This is a genomic window from Streptomyces sp. NPDC093598, assembly GCF_044764825.1.
Classification (GTDB): Bacteria; Actinomycetota; Actinomycetes; order Streptomycetales; family Streptomycetaceae; genus Streptomyces.
This window is the reverse complement of the sequence record NZ_JBIWIV010000008.1, coordinates 209,483-225,548: the sequence shown is the minus strand read 5'-3', so window position 1 is coordinate 225,548 and position 16,066 is coordinate 209,483. Positions and strand designations below refer to the sequence as shown.

Annotated in this window: 19 protein-coding genes; 17 read left to right on the top strand and 2 right to left on the bottom strand. The window is 69.7% G+C overall.

The genetic code is table 11. The features are described 5' to 3' along the window. Positions 1 to 3 precede the first annotated feature (3 nt). Together ACIRDU_RS24210 and ACIRDU_RS24205 are read right to left on the bottom strand one after the other, a co-directional pair. Positions 4 to 1,110, bottom strand: a complete 1,107-nt coding sequence (locus ACIRDU_RS24210) for a cytochrome P450 (RefSeq protein ID WP_403582521.1) — start codon at positions 1,108 to 1,110, stop codon at positions 4 to 6. Positions 1,111 to 1,403: 293 nt separating this feature from the next. Next, positions 1,404 to 2,108: a TetR/AcrR family transcriptional regulator gene (locus ACIRDU_RS24205; protein ID WP_403582519.1), complete on the bottom strand. Its 705-nt coding sequence runs from the start codon at positions 2,106 to 2,108 to the stop codon at positions 1,404 to 1,406. Between the two features lie 222 nt (positions 2,109 to 2,330). Here ACIRDU_RS24205 and ACIRDU_RS24200 point away from each other — a divergent pair, with 222 nt between their 5' ends. The 17 genes from ACIRDU_RS24200 (at position 2,331) to rsrA (ending at position 15,937) form a co-directional block, all read left to right on the top strand. Then, positions 2,331 to 3,794 (top strand): MFS transporter, encoded by a 1,464-nt coding sequence (locus tag ACIRDU_RS24200; RefSeq protein WP_403582518.1) that lies wholly within the window; start codon positions 2,331 to 2,333, stop codon positions 3,792 to 3,794. 364 nt (positions 3,795 to 4,158) lie between these two features. Continuing rightward, positions 4,159 to 4,965 (top strand): response regulator transcription factor, encoded by an 807-nt coding sequence (locus tag ACIRDU_RS24195; protein WP_403582516.1) that lies wholly within the window; start codon positions 4,159 to 4,161, stop codon positions 4,963 to 4,965. Positions 4,966 to 5,223: 258 nt separating this feature from the next. Beyond that, positions 5,224 to 5,895, top strand: a complete 672-nt coding sequence (locus ACIRDU_RS24190) for a TcmI family type II polyketide cyclase (protein WP_403582515.1) — start codon at positions 5,224 to 5,226, stop codon at positions 5,893 to 5,895. Continuing rightward, a complete protein-coding gene (locus ACIRDU_RS24185; RefSeq protein ID WP_403582513.1) occupies positions 5,892 to 7,163 on the top strand; it encodes a beta-ketoacyl-[acyl-carrier-protein] synthase family protein in 1,272 nt (423 codons plus the stop codon). The genes ACIRDU_RS24190 and ACIRDU_RS24185 overlap by 4 nt, the downstream gene beginning before the upstream one ends. Continuing rightward, complete coding sequence (locus ACIRDU_RS24180) at positions 7,160 to 8,353, top strand: ketosynthase chain-length factor (RefSeq protein ID WP_403582512.1); 1,194 nt, start codon at positions 7,160 to 7,162, stop codon at positions 8,351 to 8,353. Before ACIRDU_RS24185 ends, ACIRDU_RS24180 begins: the two co-directional genes overlap by 4 nt. 75 nt (positions 8,354 to 8,428) lie before the next feature. Continuing rightward, on the top strand, positions 8,429 to 8,692 hold the full coding sequence (locus ACIRDU_RS24175) for an acyl carrier protein (protein ID WP_403582511.1): 264 nt from the start codon (positions 8,429 to 8,431) through the stop codon (positions 8,690 to 8,692). Between the two features lie 87 nt (positions 8,693 to 8,779). Next, a complete protein-coding gene (gene fabG, locus ACIRDU_RS24170) occupies positions 8,780 to 9,565 on the top strand; it encodes a 3-oxoacyl-ACP reductase FabG (protein WP_403582509.1) in 786 nt (261 codons plus the stop codon). Between the two features lie 28 nt (positions 9,566 to 9,593). Continuing rightward, the gene (locus ACIRDU_RS24165; protein WP_403582508.1) at positions 9,594 to 10,544 is read left to right on the top strand and encodes an aromatase/cyclase; all 951 of its coding nucleotides are present in this window, start codon (positions 9,594 to 9,596) and stop codon (positions 10,542 to 10,544) included. Continuing rightward, complete coding sequence (locus ACIRDU_RS24160; RefSeq protein ID WP_403582507.1) at positions 10,541 to 11,428, top strand: alpha/beta hydrolase; 888 nt, start codon at positions 10,541 to 10,543, stop codon at positions 11,426 to 11,428. The genes ACIRDU_RS24165 and ACIRDU_RS24160 overlap by 4 nt, the downstream gene beginning before the upstream one ends. A 104-nt stretch (positions 11,429 to 11,532) precedes the next feature. Continuing rightward, on the top strand, positions 11,533 to 11,934 hold the full coding sequence (locus ACIRDU_RS24155; RefSeq protein WP_403582505.1) for a lipocalin-like domain-containing protein: 402 nt from the start codon (positions 11,533 to 11,535) through the stop codon (positions 11,932 to 11,934). Between the two features lie 8 nt (positions 11,935 to 11,942). Next, the gene (locus tag ACIRDU_RS24150) at positions 11,943 to 12,122 is read left to right on the top strand and encodes a hypothetical protein (protein ID WP_403582504.1); all 180 of its coding nucleotides are present in this window, start codon (positions 11,943 to 11,945) and stop codon (positions 12,120 to 12,122) included. Beyond that, positions 12,119 to 12,847, top strand: a complete 729-nt coding sequence (locus ACIRDU_RS24145) for a 4'-phosphopantetheinyl transferase family protein (RefSeq protein ID WP_403582502.1) — start codon at positions 12,119 to 12,121, stop codon at positions 12,845 to 12,847. Before ACIRDU_RS24150 ends, ACIRDU_RS24145 begins: the two co-directional genes overlap by 4 nt. Further along, positions 12,844 to 12,984: a hypothetical protein gene (locus ACIRDU_RS24140; protein ID WP_403582501.1), complete on the top strand. Its 141-nt coding sequence runs from the start codon at positions 12,844 to 12,846 to the stop codon at positions 12,982 to 12,984. The genes ACIRDU_RS24145 and ACIRDU_RS24140 overlap by 4 nt, the downstream gene beginning before the upstream one ends. Before the next feature lie 228 nt (positions 12,985 to 13,212). Continuing rightward, positions 13,213 to 14,028, top strand: a complete 816-nt coding sequence (locus ACIRDU_RS24135; RefSeq protein ID WP_403582500.1) for an SOS response-associated peptidase — start codon at positions 13,213 to 13,215, stop codon at positions 14,026 to 14,028. A 1-nt stretch (position 14,029) separates the two neighbouring features. Continuing rightward, positions 14,030 to 14,686, top strand: coding sequence for an alpha/beta family hydrolase (locus tag ACIRDU_RS24130; RefSeq protein ID WP_403582498.1), 657 nt, complete (start codon positions 14,030 to 14,032; stop codon positions 14,684 to 14,686). Positions 14,687 to 14,942: 256 nt separating this feature from the next. Further along, positions 14,943 to 15,629, top strand: a complete 687-nt coding sequence (gene sigR, locus ACIRDU_RS24125) for an RNA polymerase sigma factor SigR (RefSeq protein ID WP_191846466.1) — start codon at positions 14,943 to 14,945, stop codon at positions 15,627 to 15,629. Continuing rightward, positions 15,626 to 15,937, top strand: coding sequence for a mycothiol system anti-sigma-R factor (rsrA, locus tag ACIRDU_RS24120; RefSeq protein ID WP_033314427.1), 312 nt, complete (start codon positions 15,626 to 15,628; stop codon positions 15,935 to 15,937). The genes sigR and rsrA overlap by 4 nt, the downstream gene beginning before the upstream one ends. The last annotated feature ends 129 nt before the right edge of the window (positions 15,938 to 16,066 follow it).

Sequence of the window (16,066 nt, the reverse complement as noted above, 5' to 3'; positions counted from 1 at the left end):
CTCCTACCAGGTGACGGGAAGTTCGACGGGGCCGAAGAACTGGCCGAAGTACTTGTAGGGCAGGGCACCGGGTTCCACGGCGAGCCGCAGGTCCGGGACGCGGTGGAAGAGGCGGTCGAGGATCACCTGGAGCTCGGTGCGCACGATGTTCTGGCCGAGGCACTGGTGCGCCCCGTAGCCGAACGCGACATGCCGGGTGCCGGAGGCGCGCCCGATGTCGAAGCGGTCGGGGTCGGGGAAGGCGTCGGCGTCGCGGTTCGCGGGCAGGGTGGGAATGATGACCCCGTCGCCCGCCCGGATGCTGACGCCGCCGACCTCCACGTCCTCCAGGGCCAGCCTGAGCGGCCCGGTGTCGGTGATCGACAGGAAGCGCAGGAGTTCCTCGACCACGGCCGGGGTGCGGGCCGGGTCGGCGGTGAGCTCCTTCAGCTGCTCCGGCTCGGTCAGCAGGGTGAGCACCGACAGCGAGATCATCGCGGCACTGGAGGCATGTCCGGCGATCTGAAGGAGCTGCACCAGGCTGGCGAGTTCGAAACGGTCGGCGGTTCCGCCGTGCTCCCGGCGGGACCGCTCGATCTGACGGCTGAGGAAGTCGTCGCCCGGATCCTCCTCCTTGGCCGCGATGACGCCGTCGAGGTGGGCGTGCAGGGCCTCGGCGGCGGCCCGCTGCTCGGCCTCCGTCCGGGCCTCGCGCAGCATCTTCTCGGTGTTGCGCTCGATGGCGTCGAGGTCATGCGCCGGAACACCCAGGAACGCCTCGAGCACGAGTGTGGGAACGGGGCCCGCGAGGTGCGCGACGAGGTCGACCGGCTGGTCCGGCTGCTCCAGCATCCGGTCGATCGCCGTGTCGACGATGCGCTGGATCCGCGGCTTCATGGCGTTGATCTTGCGTACGGAGAACTCGCCGAGGACCGCGCGTCGGGCCCGGGAGTGCTCGGGTCCGTCCATGTTCACGAGGAACGGCGAGAAATAGGTCAGCGCCTTGAGTCCGCCCGGAGAAAGTTCGGGAAATCCGGGCCGAAGTTTCTCGGAGCTGAAACGGGCATCGGAAAGAACTGCCCGGGCGTCCTCGTTCTTGGTGATGAGCCAGGCGCGGCGCCCGTCGGACATGCGAACCTGGTGCACCCGGCCGCCCGCCTCGTCCAGTTTCCGATACGTCTCCGGAACGCTGAACGGGCAGGTGCGGAGTATGGGAAATTCCGGGGCAGTGTCAGCTGCGATCTCATTCATGTCGATTCCCTTGGTTATGCCGAGGGGGATGGCATGAACGGTAGCGCGGCGAATTTTCTCTCGGGGTCAGACCAGGGTCAGCTCTTTGTTAAATTCTGAACCCGGAAACTGCAGGGAATCGAGGACAGAAAAACCGGTCCCGGGATTGCGGTTCGGAGGCCGGGAAGCGGCGGTCAGTCCGTGACGAACGTCGCCAGCCCGGAGATCAGCATGTCCAGGCCCAGCTCGAACCTGCCGTCGCTGTCGGTGTCCAGCATGACGTCCACGTTGCCGACGATGGACGGGAACCGGTCCGCGGGCAGGGAGGCGAAGTAGTCGCGGACGGGATCGATCCAGTCGTCCAGGTCCTTGTTCGCGAGGCGCCAGCCCTCGTATACGTCGGCCGTCGTGTACAGGGTGAGCCGGTGCAGGGCCCAAGCCGCGATCTTGGGAGGGACGCCCACGTTCAGCAGTACCGACAGCAGCCGCTCGGTGATGGCCACACCGATGGCGGTGGGCGGAAAGGCCGCGAAGTTGTAGAGGGCGATGTCGCCGTGGGCGGACAGCACGCGCTGCATCTTCGTGTAGTGCGCCTTCAGGTCCGCGTCCCACTGCCCGGTGACCTGTGGGACGCCGACCTCCTTCATCACCCGCTCCAGCACCAGGAGCAGCAGCTCCTCACGGTTGCGCACGTGCGCGTAAAGGCTGGAGGCGACCACGCCCAGGTCGCCGGCGATCCGGCGCATGGTGACCGCGGCACTGCCCTCGGTGTCGACGACCGCGAGCGCGGCGTCGACGATCCGCTCCGCCGTGAGGGGAGCGCGCTGGGGGGCCTCGGTTTTCCGGCGCACCTCCCATGGCGGGAGGGGCACCTCGGCGGAGTTCGACTTCTGACGCATCACGGAGACCTTACCGGTGAGGAGGCGCCCAGGGGCGCGGGGTCGGATCGGGGCTGGTTCAGATTTGGGTTGACGCCGAACGCCATTCTATCGTAGAACAGTGTTCGTTTACAGGCTGGTGTTCGGCCAAAGGAAACGTCGTTCCTGCACCGTACGTCGTTCGCCACGCATCCCCGGCGCTGCCGGCGGCACTGTCAGCTGTCCCAACCCCAGGAGGTCAGCATGTCCACCACCGAAATGCCGCAGGCCGTGGCCTTGTCGGAAGACCATTCGTTCTCTGCCGGGCGGGCATGGGCGGCCGTCGGCATCATCCTCGTCGGCGAGGTCATGGACCTGCTCGACTCCCTGGTCACGACCATCGCCGGACCGACGATCACGCGTGACATGGGCGGCTCGCAGGAGTTCATCCAGTGGCTCGCGGCCGGATACACCATCGCCATGGCTGCCGGACTGCTCATCGGCGGGCGGCTCGGTGACAAGTACGGGCGCAAGAACCTCTTCCTGACCGGTCTGGCCGGCTTCACCGTGACCTCACTGGTCTCGGCGCTGGCGACCAACCCGGAAACCCTGATCACCGCCCGTGTCCTGCAGGGTCTGCTGGGCGCGCTGATGGTGCCGCAGGCCCTCGGCATCATCCGGAGCCTCTTCCCGCCGGACAAGGTCGGCATGGCCTTCGGTGTGACCGGGCCCGTGATGGCGTTGTCCGGTGTGGCCGGGCCGATCGCGGCGGGCTGGCTGGTCGACGCGGACTACTTCGGCTGGGGCTGGCGGATGATTTTCGCCGTCAACGTCCCCGTGGGTGTTCTCGCCCTGGTGGCCGGGCTCGTCCTGTTGCCCAGGTCGCAGCGGCAGCGGGAACTCAAGATCGACCTGGTCGGGGCGCTGATCGCCGCGGCCGGGATGGCCGCCGTGATCTTCCCGCTCGTGCAGGGACGTGAGCTGGGGTGGCCCTGGTGGGTGTTCGTGCTGCTGGCCGCGGGCATCGGCACCCTCGCCGGATTCGTCCGCCACCAGTACCACCGGGCGGGCAAGGGCCTGCCGACGCTCGTCCTTCCCTCGCTGTTCGGGAAGAAGGCCTTCGTCTCCGGGCTGTTCATCGGCATCCTCTTCTTCAGCGTGATGATGGGCGGCGCGCTGCTGTTCGGCCTCTTCTTCCAGCTCGGCCTAGGGATGAGCCCGCTCAAGGCGGGCCTCGCCACGATCGCGCAGGCGGCGGGCATGCTGCTCGGGTTCGGGTTCTCCCAGGCGCTCGGGATGGCGCGACGGACCATGTTCATCGGATTCGCCGCCACCGCCGTCGGGCTGCTGGCCGCGCTGGGCACGATCGTCGTGCAGGACGATCCGGTGAACGCCTGGTGGCTCTCGCCGGCGCTCGCGGTGATCGGCATCGGTTCCGGGCTCGCCATCGCGCCGTTCTTCGACATCGCGCTCTCGGGCGTCGACGAGGCGGAGACCGGCTCCGCCTCGGGCACCCTGACCTCCGCCCAGCAGGTGGGCAACGCGCTCGGAGCCTCCGTACTCGGCACGGTCTTCTTCTCCGTCCTGAACGGGCGGCGCGAAGAGGGGGCGCCGGCCTTCACCGCGGCGACCTCGGCGGCGCTCCTCGTGGCCCTCGCACTCGTCGCCGGCGCCGCGCTGTGCACCCGGTGGCTGCCCGAGCGGGCGGTGCGGCCCGCGGAGGGGTGACGGCGTCGTCCTCCACCGCGAGCGCGTCGGCGCTTGCTCGTTACGGTGCGGTAGGGGATGCGTTACATCGCGCCACATCGAATGAATTCGGCCACGGCGCAGGCTTCTCTGTGGTATTCGATACGCCATGATCGACGGTCTTCCGGCCCGGATGCCTGCGTGTTAGCGTGACGGGCGGCATTCCTGGCGGATGCTTTTGCACCATCTGGAAGAAAGCTCATACCAGGACCCCGGAGTACCTGCCTGGTTCGCCGCGGTCGGCAATGAAGCCGCCGTGAGTCCCGACCGGCAAATCCCGATCGACTTCTACGAGAAGAGATCAGGATGTCTCCTGTCGCACATCCATGAGCATGGGGGTAGATGGATGGAACAGCGTACTGAGATATCGGAAAGTCACATACTCACGCTTGCTGCCGGCGGGGTCGATCAGCAGCGGTACCGCGGAGGCGTCGGCGTGCTGCCGACGCGGCCTCTCCCGGTCTCGTTCCCGGCGTTCGACACGTGGCAGGTGCTCCTCGTCGAGAGCGAGCAGCGGCAGCAAGAACTGCTCGGCCAGGCACTGGGCCGGCATGTGCACCAGGTGACCAGCGTCGACACCGGTGCCAAGGCGCTCGAGGTCTACGACCAGGCGGACGTCGTGCTGCTGGATCCCGACCTCCCCGACATCGACGGGCTGGAGGTGTGCCGGGCGATCCGGGCCGCCTGCGACATCCCGATCATCGTGATCACGGACCGCTCGTCCGAGCTGGACTGTGTGCTGGCCCTGCAGGCCGGGGCCGACGACTACGTGGTCCAGCCGTACGGATTCCGGGAACTGATGGCCCGGATAGACGCGGTGATGAGACGGGCGACACCGCGCCGGCAGGGCGAGCACGTCATCGAGCACGGCCCGTTGCGCATCGACACGCTCACCCGCGAAGTGCGGCTGGACAACCGGATGATCCCGATGAGCCGCAAGGAATTCGACCTGCTCCACCTGCTCGCGGTCAATCCCAACAGCGTCGTCTCGCGCGAGCACATCATGCGCCAGGTCTGGGAGAACTCCTGGTCCCGCCGTACGATCGACACGCACGTCAGCAGTATCCGCCACAAACTCGGTGGAAAGTCCTGGATTCTCACCGTGCGGGGCGTCGGCTTCCGCATCGGGCGGGGCATTCCCATGACGTCGTAAAGAGACAGGAAAAAGAAAGAAAAAAATCGCACCGGCCGCCGCCGCAGCCCACTCAGCTGCGGCGGCGGCCTTTTTCATGCCCTGGGCTGCGCGTCTGACCTTTCCCTGACACAAAGCTGAGTTGGGCGTGCGGAAACCTGACTGTTCCCTCCACCGGAAATGTAGAAGTTATGAAGTGGATTGAGTTGAGAGTGCGATGAGTTCTGGTGAATAGTTCACCGTGTAATCCGGTGCGTCGGACAGAACGGGAGGCAGGACATGTTCACTGTGGTGAGCGTGGGCAGACTGGACGGGGATTACAGCAAGGAGATAGCCGAGATCTTCGCCGACTTCGATGCGGTCACCGCACCCTGTATATCCGGGCTCAAGCGTCGGCAGCTGTACACCTACTACGACGTCTTCATCCATATCCAGGACTTCACCGGAGAGAACGCCGGCGCGGCGGCCGAGGAAGCGGTCAAGGAAATTCGGGTGGCCGAACTCCGCGAGCGGCTGGCACCCATGGTCACGGCCTATACCCCGACCATTGCCGACGACCGTGCCGTCGCCTTCTACCACTGGGAGGGCGAACCGCCGGTCGACAAGGAAACCGGCCTCCACAGCACGGTGATCGTGAACCGGGTCGCCGACGACGTCATCCCCGAGGTGGCCCGGCTCTTCGGCGAACTGGACGCCACCGACTTCCCGTACCGGATGGGCACCCGGCGCCGGCAGCTGTTCTCGTACCAGGGCGTGTACTTCCACATCCAGGACTTCCCGAGCGACGACGGCACGGCCGTGATCGACCAGGCGTGGAAGGAGGCCGACCCGCGCTTCGTGAAGGTCTGCGCGGACCTGGACCCGCTGGTGAGGAAGTACGCCCCGGAGCGCTGGCGCTCCACGGCCGACCAGATCGCCAACCGCTTCTACCACTGGGAGGCGGCGCAGTGACCGCGCGACGAGTCGTCATCACCGGCGTCGAGGTCATCGCGCCCGGCGGGGTCGGCGCCCGGAAGTTCTGGGAGCTGCTGACCGAGGGACGCACCGCGACCCGGGGCATCACCTTCTTCGACCCCTCACCGTTCCGCTCCCGAGTGGCCGCCGAGGTCGACTTCGACCCGTACGCGCACGGCCTGACCCCGCAGGAGGTCCGGCGGATGGACCGGGCCGCCCAGTTTGCGGTGGTCGCCGCGCGCGGCGCCGTCGCCGACAGCGGCCTGGCCCTCGAGGCGCTCGACCCCTACCGGACCGGCGTCACTGTCGGTACCGCTGTCGGCTCCACCATGAGCCTCGACGAGGACTACCGGATCGTCAGCGACGACGGCCGCCTCGACCTGGTCGACCACACCTACGCCGACCCGCACTTCTACAACTACTTCGTGCCGAGCTCCTTCGCGGCCGAGGTCGCCCGCGCCGTCGGCGCGCAGGGACCGAGCAGCGTCGTGTCGGCGGGCTGCACCTCCGGGCTCGACTCGGTCGGCTACGCCGCCGAGCTGATCCGCGAAGGCACGGCCGACGTCATGGTCGCCGGTGCCACCGATGCGCCGATCTCGCCGATCACCCTCGCCTGCTTCGACGCCATCAAGGCCACCACGCCACGCAACGACGAGCCGGAGCACGCCTCCCGGCCCTTCGACGGCACCCGCAACGGGTTCGTGCTGGGCGAGGGCGCCGCGGTGTTCGTCCTCGAGGAACTCGAGAGCGCGCAGCGCCGGGGCGCCCGTGTCTACGCGGAGATCGCGGGATACGCCACCCGAAGCAACGCGTACCACATGACGGGCCTGCGCGCCGACGGCGGTGAGATGGCCGAGGCGATCACCGTCGCCCTCGACGAGGCCCGGATGAACCCCACGGACATCGACTACATCAACGCGCACGGCTCGGGGACCAAGCAGAACGACCGCCACGAGACCGCCGCGTTCAAGCGCAGCCTGGGCGACCACGCCTACCGCACACCGGTGAGCTCCATCAAGTCCATGGTGGGGCACTCGCTGGGCGCGATCGGATCCATCGAGATCGCCGCGTCGATCCTCGCGATCCGGAACAACGTCGTACCGCCCACGGCGAACCTGCACACCCCTGATCCGGAGTGCGACCTGGACTACGTGCCGCTCACCGCCCGCGATCAGCTCATCGACGCCGTCCTCACGGTCGGCAGCGGCTTCGGCGGGTTCCAGAGCGCCATGGTGCTGGCCCAGCCTGAAAGGAGTGCGGCGTGACGGCCTCAGTGGTGGTGACCGGACTGGGCGTGGCGGCGCCCAACGGACTCGGCGGCCAGGACTTCTGGAACGCCACCCTCGCCGGCAAGAGCGGCATCGGCCCGCTCACCCATTTCGACGCCTCCGGGTACCCGGCGCGGCTCGCCGGTGAGATCAGCGACTTCGCGGCGGAGGGGCAGCTGCCCAGCCGGCTGATGCCCCAGACCGACCGGGTCACCCGGCTCTCCCTCGTCACGGCGGACTGGGCGCTCGCCGACGCCGGCGTGCGGCCGGCCGAACTGCCCGAATTCAGCATGGGGGTGAGCACCGCGAGTTCGGCGGGCGGGTTCGCGTTCAGCCAGCACGAGCTGAAGAACCTCTGGAGCAGAGGCAGCCAGTACGTCAGCGCGTACCAGTCGTTCGCCTGGTTCTACGCGGTCAACACCGGCCAGATCTCCATCCGCAACGGCATGAAGGGCCCCAGCGGTGTGGTCGTCACGGACCAGGCCGGTGGGCTGGACGCGGTGGCCCAGGCGCGGCGCCAGATCCGCAAGGGCACCTCCCTCGTCGTCGCCGGCGCCGTGGACGCGCTGCTGTGCTCCTGGGGGTGGGTGGGACTGCACACCAGCGGCCGCCTCAGCACGGCCGAGGAGCCGACCCACGCCTACCTGCCCTTCGACGACCGGGCCGCCGGCCATGTGGCCGGTGAGGGCGGCGCCCTGCTCATCATGGAGTCGGGTGACTCGGCGAAGGCCCGCGGCGCCAGGGTGTACGGCGAGATCGCCGGGTACGCCGCCACCTTCGACGGACGCGAACCCGGCCTGCGCAAGGCCGTGGAGCTCGCCCTCGCGGATGCGGCCGTGACCGCCGCCGACGTGGACGTGGTGTTCGCCGACGCGGCGGCCGAGCCGGAGCTCGACCGCGTCGAGGCCGAGGCGATCGTCGAGGTCTTCGGGCCGCACGGCGTACCGGTCACCGCGCCGAAGACGATGACGGGACGGCTGTACGCCGGGGGCGCGGCGCTCGATCTCGCCACGGCCTTCCTCGCCCTGGGCGAGGACACCATCCCGCCGACCGTCCACACCGAGCCGGCCGAACGCCACGGCCTCGACCTGGTCGTCTCCCAGCCCCGCGCCGCCCGCCTGCGCACCGCGCTCGTCCTGGCCCGGGGCCACGGCGGCTTCAACTCGGCCATGGTCGTACGCCGCTGAGCGCGCCGCCTCAAGTCCCCCCACCCCGGATCCAGCCGTATCAGGAACAAGCAGGAACAAGAAGGAAGGCTCCCCATGTCCCACACCTTCACGCTCGACGACCTCAAGCGGATCCTCCTCGAAGGCTCCGGCGCCCCCGACGGCACCGGCCTCGAAGGCGACATCCTCGACGTCGACTTCGCGGACATCGGCTACGACTCGCTCGCCCTGCTGGAGACCGCCAGCCGCGTCGAGCGCGAATACGGCATCGAGCTGGACGAGACCGTCGTGGGGGAGGCGAGCACACCCCGCGCCCTGCTCGACGCCGTCTGCGCCCACCTGCCCGCTCAGGCCGCCTGACCACGCCACCGCACAGCGCCTCCGCGCCGCACCGCGGCTCGACACCACAGTGAACATCGCAGCGAACACCGCAGGGAAAGAGGGGAAATGACAGAGCACAAGAGCCGGGTCGTCCTGGTGACGGGTGCCACCAGCGGCATCGGTCTGGCCGTCACCCGGCTGCTGGCCGGGCAGGGGCACCGGGTGTTCATCGGGTCCCGCACCGAGGACAAGGTCGTCACGACCGTCAAGCAGCTCCAGGAGGAGCAGCTCGACGTGGACGGCGTCGTCCTGGACGTGCGGTCCCTCGACTCGATCCGCGCATTCGTCCAGACGGCCGTCGAGCGCTTCGGCACGATCGACGTGCTCGTCAACAACGCGGGGATCCCCGGCGGCGGAGTCACCGCCGACATCTCCGACGAGCTGTGGGACGACATCATCGACACCAACCTCAACAGTGTGTTCCGCCTGACCCGCGAGGTGCTGACCACCGGTGGGCTGCGGCACAAGGACTGGGGACGCATCATCAACATCGCCTCCACGGCCGGCAAGCAGGGCGTCGTCCTGGGCGCCCCGTACTCCGCCTCCAAGCACGGCGTCGTCGGTTTCACCAAGGCGCTGGGCAACGAACTGGCTCCCACCGGCATCACGGTCAATGCCGTCTGCCCGGGCTATGTCGAGACTCCGATGGCCGAGCACGTACGGCGGAACTACTCGCGTCTGTCCGGTGCCTCGGAGGCGGCGATCCTGGAGAAGTTCCAGGCCAAGATCCCGCTGGGCCGCTACTCCACCGCCGCGGAGGTGGCGGGCCTGGTCGGCTACCTGACGACCGACACGGCGGCGTCCATCACCGCCCAGGCCCTGAACGTCTGCGGCGGCCTCGGCAACTTCTGACCACCCACCGAGCGCGAAGGAGTCCACCATGCCGTCGGAACTGCGCGAGTCCCGTCACGAGATCAAGATCTCGGCCCCGGCCCAAGACGTCTACCGCATGCTCGCGCATGCCGAGGACTGGCCCCGGCTCTTCCCCCCGAACATCTACGTCGACCACGTGGAGCGCGGCGAACGCGAGGAGCGCATCCGCATCTGGGCGACGGCCGGCGGCACCGTCAAGAACTGGACGTCCCGCCGGACCCTCGACCCGGAGAACCTCCGCATCCGGTTCCGGCAGGAGGTCAGCACCCCTCCGGTGACCGCGATGGGCGGCACGTGGCACATCCAGGAACTGCCCTCCGGCGACGCTCTGGTGCGCCTCGACCACGACTACCAGGCGGTCGACGACGAGAGCCTCGCCTGGCTCGACGACGTCGTCGACCGCAACTCCCGCTCCGAGCTGGAGTCGCTGAAGGCGACAGCCGAGTCCGGCGGCACTGCCGACGCGCTGACCTGCTCCTTCGAGGACACGGTCACGATCAGGGGCGCCGCCCGGGACGTGTACGCCTTCATCGACCGGGCGGACCTGTGGACCGATCGCCTGCCGCACGTCCTCGCGGTGCGGCTGGAGGAGCCTGCGCCGGGACTGCAGACGCTGGAGATGGACACCTTGTCCAAGGACGGCACCTCGCACACCACGAAGTCGTACCGCGTGTGCCTGCCGCACCACCGGATCGCCTACAAGCAGGTCACCCTGCCGGCCCTGATCACGCTGCACACCGGCCGCTGGACCATCACGCCGACCGAGGACGGCGTGACGGCCTCCTCGCAGCACACGTTCACGGTCGGCACCGAGAACATCGCGAAGATCCTGGGCGCGGACGCGACCGTGCAGGACGCGATCGACTACGTCCGCACGGCGCTCAGCACCAACAGCATGGCGACCCTCGGCCTTGCCAAGGCGTTCGCCGAGGAGCGCGCCGGGGGCGACCGTCCATGACGGTGGCGCAGCCGGCCGCCACGGCGGGAGCGCGCGGGATCACCCTCGACGCGGACGGCGTCACCCTGTCCGCGTTGCTCGCCCTCCCGTCGCAGGCTCCGTGCAGGGCGATGGTCGTCGCCCTGCACGGAGCCGGGATGAGCTCCTCGTATTTCCACGGACCGTCCCACCCCGACACGTCGTTCCTCGACCTCGCCACGAGCCTCGGGTTCGCGGCGGTCGCCGTGGACCGCCCGGGCTACGGCCTGTCGGCCCGGCAGCTGCCCCAGGGGCAGGGGATCGAGGAACAGGCCGCGACACTCGGCGCGGCCCTGCGCTCGCTGACGGCGCGGTTCGACACGGGCAGCGGCATCTTCCTCCTCGCCCACTCCTTCGGCGGCAAACCGGCGCTGCGGATCGCCGCGGACGGCACGGTTCCGGACCTGCTCGGCCTCGACATCTCCGGCTGCGGCGGCGAGTACGCGGTGCCGTTCGGCGCCGGGGACACGCACGCGCGACGGAGCTGGCGGCTCAACTGGGGGCCGCTACGGCTGTATCCCCCGGGGACGTTCCGGGCCAGCGGCACCGTCGTGGCCTCGGTTCCGCCGCGCGAGCTCGCGGACGCCGTCCGCTGGACGGAGGAGTTCGCCGGGTTCGCCGAGCGGATCCGGGTGCCGGTCCGGTTCACCTTCGCCGAGCACGAGGCCTGGTGGCAGCACGACCGGCAGGCGGTCGCCCGGCTGCGGTCACGGCTGAGCTCGGCGCCCCGCGTGGTGATGGACCATCAGCCCGACGCCGGCCACAACATCAGCCTCGGCTGGACGGCCCGCGCCTACCACCTCAGAGCCCTCGGCTTCATGGAGGAGTGCCTGCGGTGGCGGGAGCCGGAACGGAACGCGCGCTGATGTCCCCCTGCAGCGCTCGGCACCGCCGGTGGGTTCCCGGACCGCCGGGCCTCCGACCGCACGAACGATCCGACCAGACCCCCGCTGAGAAAGCAGGACCGGACATGAATCTGGACATCGTCGGCGTGTGGCACCTGGACGCCTTCCATGACGTGGACGAGGCCGGGCGGCCCGTGGGAGAGGGCCCGCTGGGGCCGTCCCCGTCCGGCCTGCTGATCTACACGCCCGACGGCCACGTCTCGGTGAGCATGATGCCCACTGCACCGGCTTCGGCACACGGCCCTTCGTACATGGGATACGCGGGTGAGTGGAGGGCGCAGGACGGGAAGGTCGTGCACCACATCCGGATCTCGTCGCGCCCCGACTGGATCGGCATCGAGCAGTCACGGGACGCCGAACTCGACGGGAACGTCCTCACCGTCCGCGCCACCCGGGAAGTGGACGCGCGCCCGCAGCGGCGGGTCCTCGTGTGGCGCAGGGCCGAGCGGTCCGGGGGTGCCCGATGAGCGCCCGGGTGGACACGATCGCAGGGATGGCCGAGGACGCCGACCACCCGCTGCTGGTGGCCCTGAGCATCTTCGCTCCCGGAGCGGTGCCCGACGCGGCCGCCGGCCCGCAGGACGAGTCGGCCGAGGTCCGGAGCGCCGCTACGGTGGCCGCGCACCTCGGGCGGCTGGGCCTGGAGGGCGCATGACCCCGGTCGCCGCCCCGCCACCGCGCGTACTGCTCCTCGCGCGGGATCTGCGCTCCCCCGGCACCGAGGAGCTCGCGCGCACGGTGTTCGAGGTGCTGCCGCCGGACGAACGCGAGCGCGTCCTGCGAAAGCGGCTGGCCGCGGACCGGACCCGCTCGCTGATCGGGCGGTGGCTGGCCCGCAGGGCGGCCGCGGGGATCGTCGGCGCGCCGTGGACGACCCTGTGCACCGCGCAGCGCCCGGGCGGCCAGCCGTACGTGGTGGGCAGACCGCAGCTGTCGCTGAGCATCGCGCACAGCGGCCGGTACGCGCTGGCGGCCGTGGCCCTGGGGGCGCGGGTCGGAGTCGACACGGAGCAGGTGGCACGCGTGACCAGGCTGCCCGACGAAGCCTTCCTCGGTCCTGGCGAACGGGTGGCCCTGCATGCCGTGCCGCAGGACGAAGAACGCCGGGCGGCCCTGTGGGTGCTGAAGGAGGCGGCGGCCAAACTGACCGGTCAAGGCCTGCGTGCGGGCTTGCGGAGCATCGGGTTCGCGTGCCCGGGTGCCCGGTTCCCGCTCCTCGCGCGCACCTCCTACGCCGCGGCGGAGTTCAGAGCCTTCCGGCTCCCGGGCGGGTACGTGGGCGCGGTGGGCGTGTCCGCGGGCGAACCGCCGCGGGAACCGGTGTTCGTGCCCCCCGTTCGTGACACAGCTCCGGAGACGGAAAGGACACCGCTTTCATGAATGATCTCGTGCAGCAGAACGGCATCGGCAGGGCCGACGGCCACCTCGCCGCACCCGAGCGGACGCCCCGTGGCGACGAGGGCCGGGACGACTACGACGAGGAGGCGGAGCAGCACATCTGGCGCAGTGTCAACTGACCGTGCGGCGCCCCCCGGGCCCGCCGAAGCACCGGAGGCAGGGGGGCCGGCGGGACGTCCCGCTCGTCCGCCGGCCGTACGGTCGTGAAGGCCCGGGCCGCGGCTGGTCGCCTCACCACCTGCGACACTGGTTCGCCGCGACCGCGCTCACGGATGTGGCGCTGACCTGGCACCGTGCTGACTGAGGCGGGATGATTTAGCCTTTCGCAGGTAGGAGGGGTTCCTAGTATGTGCGGACGGTATGCGGCGAGTCGCAGGCCAGAGGATCTCGCAGGAATCTTCGAGATCGAGAAGTGGGAGCCCGAGGAGACCCTCGAGCCGGACTACAACGTGGCGCCCACCAAAGAGGTCTACGCCGTCCTGGACCGCCCCCTGAAAGACGCGGACGACCCGCGGCCGGTTCGGCAGCTGCGCACGCTCAAGTGGGGACTCGTCCCTTCTTGGTCGAAGACCCCCGAGGGCGGCGCCCGGATGATCAACGCCCGCGCGGAGACCGTCCACGAGAAGCCGTCCTACCGCCGGGCCTTCACCTCCCGGCGCTGCATCCTGCCCGCCGACGGCTACTACGAGTGGGTCACCGGCACCCAGGAGCGCGAGCTGGAGGTCGAGGGCAAGAAGAAGCGCCCCCGCAAGCAGCCGTACTTCGTGACCCCGGCCGACGGGTCGGTCTTCGCCATGGCAGGGCTGTACGAGTTCTGGCGGGACAAGACGCTGCCGGACGACCACCCGCAGGCCTGGTGGGTGACGTGCTCGGTCATCACCACGGAGGCCGAGCAGAGCCCGCTCGCGGTGTCCCCGGCCGACGGGCCCCGGGCGCTGGCCGAGATCCACCCCCGGATGCCGCTGATGCTGACGCCCGACCGCTGGGACGCCTGGCTGGACCCGTCCCGCACGGACGCCGACGGCCTGCGCGAGCTGCTCGCCCCGCCGCCCGCCGGACTGATGCGCGCCTACCCGGTCACGACGGCCGTCAGCAACGTACGCAACAACGGGCCGGAGCTGCTGAAGGAGCTGGAAGGGCCCGAAGAGGGCACACTCTTCTGATGTGACGAACGTGACGAAGGCGGCCGGCGCGACGACCGAGACCGTCGAGACCGACGCCGGAACCGCCCGTATCACCTGGCACCCGGCCAGGAAGGCCCGGCTGGTCCTCGCCGTCAGCCACGGCGCGGGCGGCGGTATCGAGGCCCGTGACCTGAAGGCCCTGGCCGAGGTCCTGCCGGCACACGGTGTGACCGTGGCCCGGGTGGAGCAGCCCTGGCGGGTGGCCGGGAAGAAGCTGGCGCCCGCGCCCAAGACCCTGGACGCCGGATGGCGCGGCATCTGGCCCGCGCTGGCGACGCCCGGACTGCCGGTCGTCGCCGGCGGGCGCAGTGCCGGGGCCCGGGTCGCCTGCCGCACCGCCACCGAGCTGGGCGCCCACGCCGTGCTCGCCCTCAGCTTCCCGCTCCACCCGCCGGGCAAGCCGGAGAAGTCCCGCGCCGACGAGCTGCTGGGCTCCGGGGTGCCCACCCTGGTGGTACAGGGCGGCAACGACCCGTTCGGGAAGCCGGAGGAGTTCCCCGAGGGTGCGTACGAACTCGTGGAGGTCCCGTACGGGGATCACGGCTTCGCCGTGCCCAAGCGTGCGGACATCTCGCAGGACGAGGCCGTGGCGGTCATCACGGACACGGTCGTGGAGTGGACCGGGTCACTCGGGTAAAGCTTCGGGAATGCCGGGGCGCCGGTCACTGTTGTGCGGGACGTACGTGCTGGAGACCAGCGCCGACGTCGTAGGAGAGGGAGTCCGCCGCATGGGTTCGACCGTATGCCCGACCCGCAGCAGCCGCGCCGACCTGGACTGGACGGTGCTGCACGCGGCCAAGACCGCCCCTGTTCGGGCGGCGGGCGGACCGGATCGTCGTCTATCCTCCGATTCGGGTGAGACCGGTCTCGGTCTCACGAGAACACTCGAGGAGGTGGGTCCGGTCACTGGGACCGACGCAGGGACCGAAAACGGCCAGGCGGAGCAGCCCGAGGGCCAGGGCGGCACGGGCGCGGAGACGGCCGCGGAGCGCAGTGCGCGCTTCGAGCGGGACGCGCTCGAGTTCCTCGACCAGATGTACTCGGCCGCGCTGCGCATGACGCGCAACCCGGCCGACGCCGAGGACCTGGTGCAGGAGACGTACGCCAAGGCGTACGCGTCCTTCCACCAGTTCCGCGAGGGCACCAACCTCAAGGCATGGCTGTACCGGATCCTCACCAACACCTTCATCAACTCGTACCGCAAGAAGCAGCGCGAACCTCAGCGCTCCGCGGCCGAGGAGATCGAGGACTGGCAGCTCGCCCGCGCCGAGTCGCACATGTCGACGGGCTTGCGCTCCGCGGAGTCGCAGGCGCTCGACCACCTGCCCGACTCGGACGTGAAGGAGGCGCTCCAGGCCATCCCCGAGGAGTTCCGCATCGCCGTGTATCTCGCGGACGTCGAGGGGTTTGCCTACAAGGAGATCGCCGACATCATGGGCACACCCATCGGTACGGTGATGTCCCGGCTGCACCGGGGCCGCCGTCAGCTGCGCGGCATGCTGGAGGACTACGCCCGTGACCGCGGGATGGTCCCGGCCGGTGCCGGAGAGTCGAACGAAGCGAAAGGCTCGGGGTCATGAGCTGCGGAGAGCCGCACGAGACGGATTGCAGCGAAATCCTCGATCATCTCTACGAGTTCCTCGACCGTGAGATGCCGGACTCGGACTGCGTGAAGTTCGAGCACCACTTCGAGGAGTGCTCGCCCTGCCTCGAGAAGTACGGGCTCGAGCAGGCCGTGAAGAAGCTCGTCAAACGCTGCTGCGGGCATGACGACGTGCCGGGCGACCTGCGGGACAAGGTCATGGGGCGGATCGAGCTGATCCGCTCCGGCCAGGCCGTCCCCGAGCAGGACGTCACGGCCTCGCCCGCCACGCCCCAGGAGTCCTGACACTCCTGCGCTTTTCAACTACCCCACCTCTGAGCCGGGTAGTCCCCTCGAACACGTCACTCGAACGTGCTAATCCGCGGGATACCGATCCGCGGACCCCCTGCCGCCGTCCTAGGCTCCGGGCCTGAC

Excerpts from the sequence above, each read along its gene's own strand:
- ACIRDU_RS24190 (WP_403582515.1), top strand. The coding sequence starts at position 5,224 with ATGTTCACTGTGGTGAGCGTGGGCAGACTGGACGGGGATTACAGCAAG.
- ACIRDU_RS24155 (WP_403582505.1), top strand. The coding sequence starts at position 11,533 with ATGAATCTGGACATCGTCGGCGTGTGGCACCTGGACGCCTTCCATGAC.
- rsrA (WP_033314427.1), top strand. The coding sequence starts at position 15,626 with ATGAGCTGCGGAGAGCCGCACGAGACGGATTGCAGCGAAATCCTCGAT.
- ACIRDU_RS24160 (WP_403582507.1), top strand. The coding sequence starts at position 10,541 with ATGACGGTGGCGCAGCCGGCCGCCACGGCGGGAGCGCGCGGGATCACC.
- ACIRDU_RS24210 (WP_403582521.1), bottom strand. The coding sequence starts at position 1,110 with ATGTCCGACGGGCGCCGCGCCTGGCTCATCACCAAGAACGAGGACGCC.
- ACIRDU_RS24145 (WP_403582502.1), top strand. The coding sequence starts at position 12,119 with ATGACCCCGGTCGCCGCCCCGCCACCGCGCGTACTGCTCCTCGCGCGG.
- ACIRDU_RS24175 (WP_403582511.1), top strand. The coding sequence starts at position 8,429 with ATGTCCCACACCTTCACGCTCGACGACCTCAAGCGGATCCTCCTCGAA.
- ACIRDU_RS24195 (WP_403582516.1), top strand. The coding sequence starts at position 4,159 with ATGGAACAGCGTACTGAGATATCGGAAAGTCACATACTCACGCTTGCT.
- ACIRDU_RS24200 (WP_403582518.1), top strand. The coding sequence starts at position 2,331 with ATGTCCACCACCGAAATGCCGCAGGCCGTGGCCTTGTCGGAAGACCAT.
- ACIRDU_RS24135 (WP_403582500.1), top strand. The coding sequence starts at position 13,213 with ATGTGCGGACGGTATGCGGCGAGTCGCAGGCCAGAGGATCTCGCAGGA.
- ACIRDU_RS24165 (WP_403582508.1), top strand. The coding sequence starts at position 9,594 with ATGCCGTCGGAACTGCGCGAGTCCCGTCACGAGATCAAGATCTCGGCC.
- fabG (WP_403582509.1), top strand. The coding sequence starts at position 8,780 with ATGACAGAGCACAAGAGCCGGGTCGTCCTGGTGACGGGTGCCACCAGC.
- ACIRDU_RS24140 (WP_403582501.1), top strand. The coding sequence starts at position 12,844 with ATGAATGATCTCGTGCAGCAGAACGGCATCGGCAGGGCCGACGGCCAC.
- ACIRDU_RS24205 (WP_403582519.1), bottom strand. The coding sequence starts at position 2,108 with ATGCGTCAGAAGTCGAACTCCGCCGAGGTGCCCCTCCCGCCATGGGAG.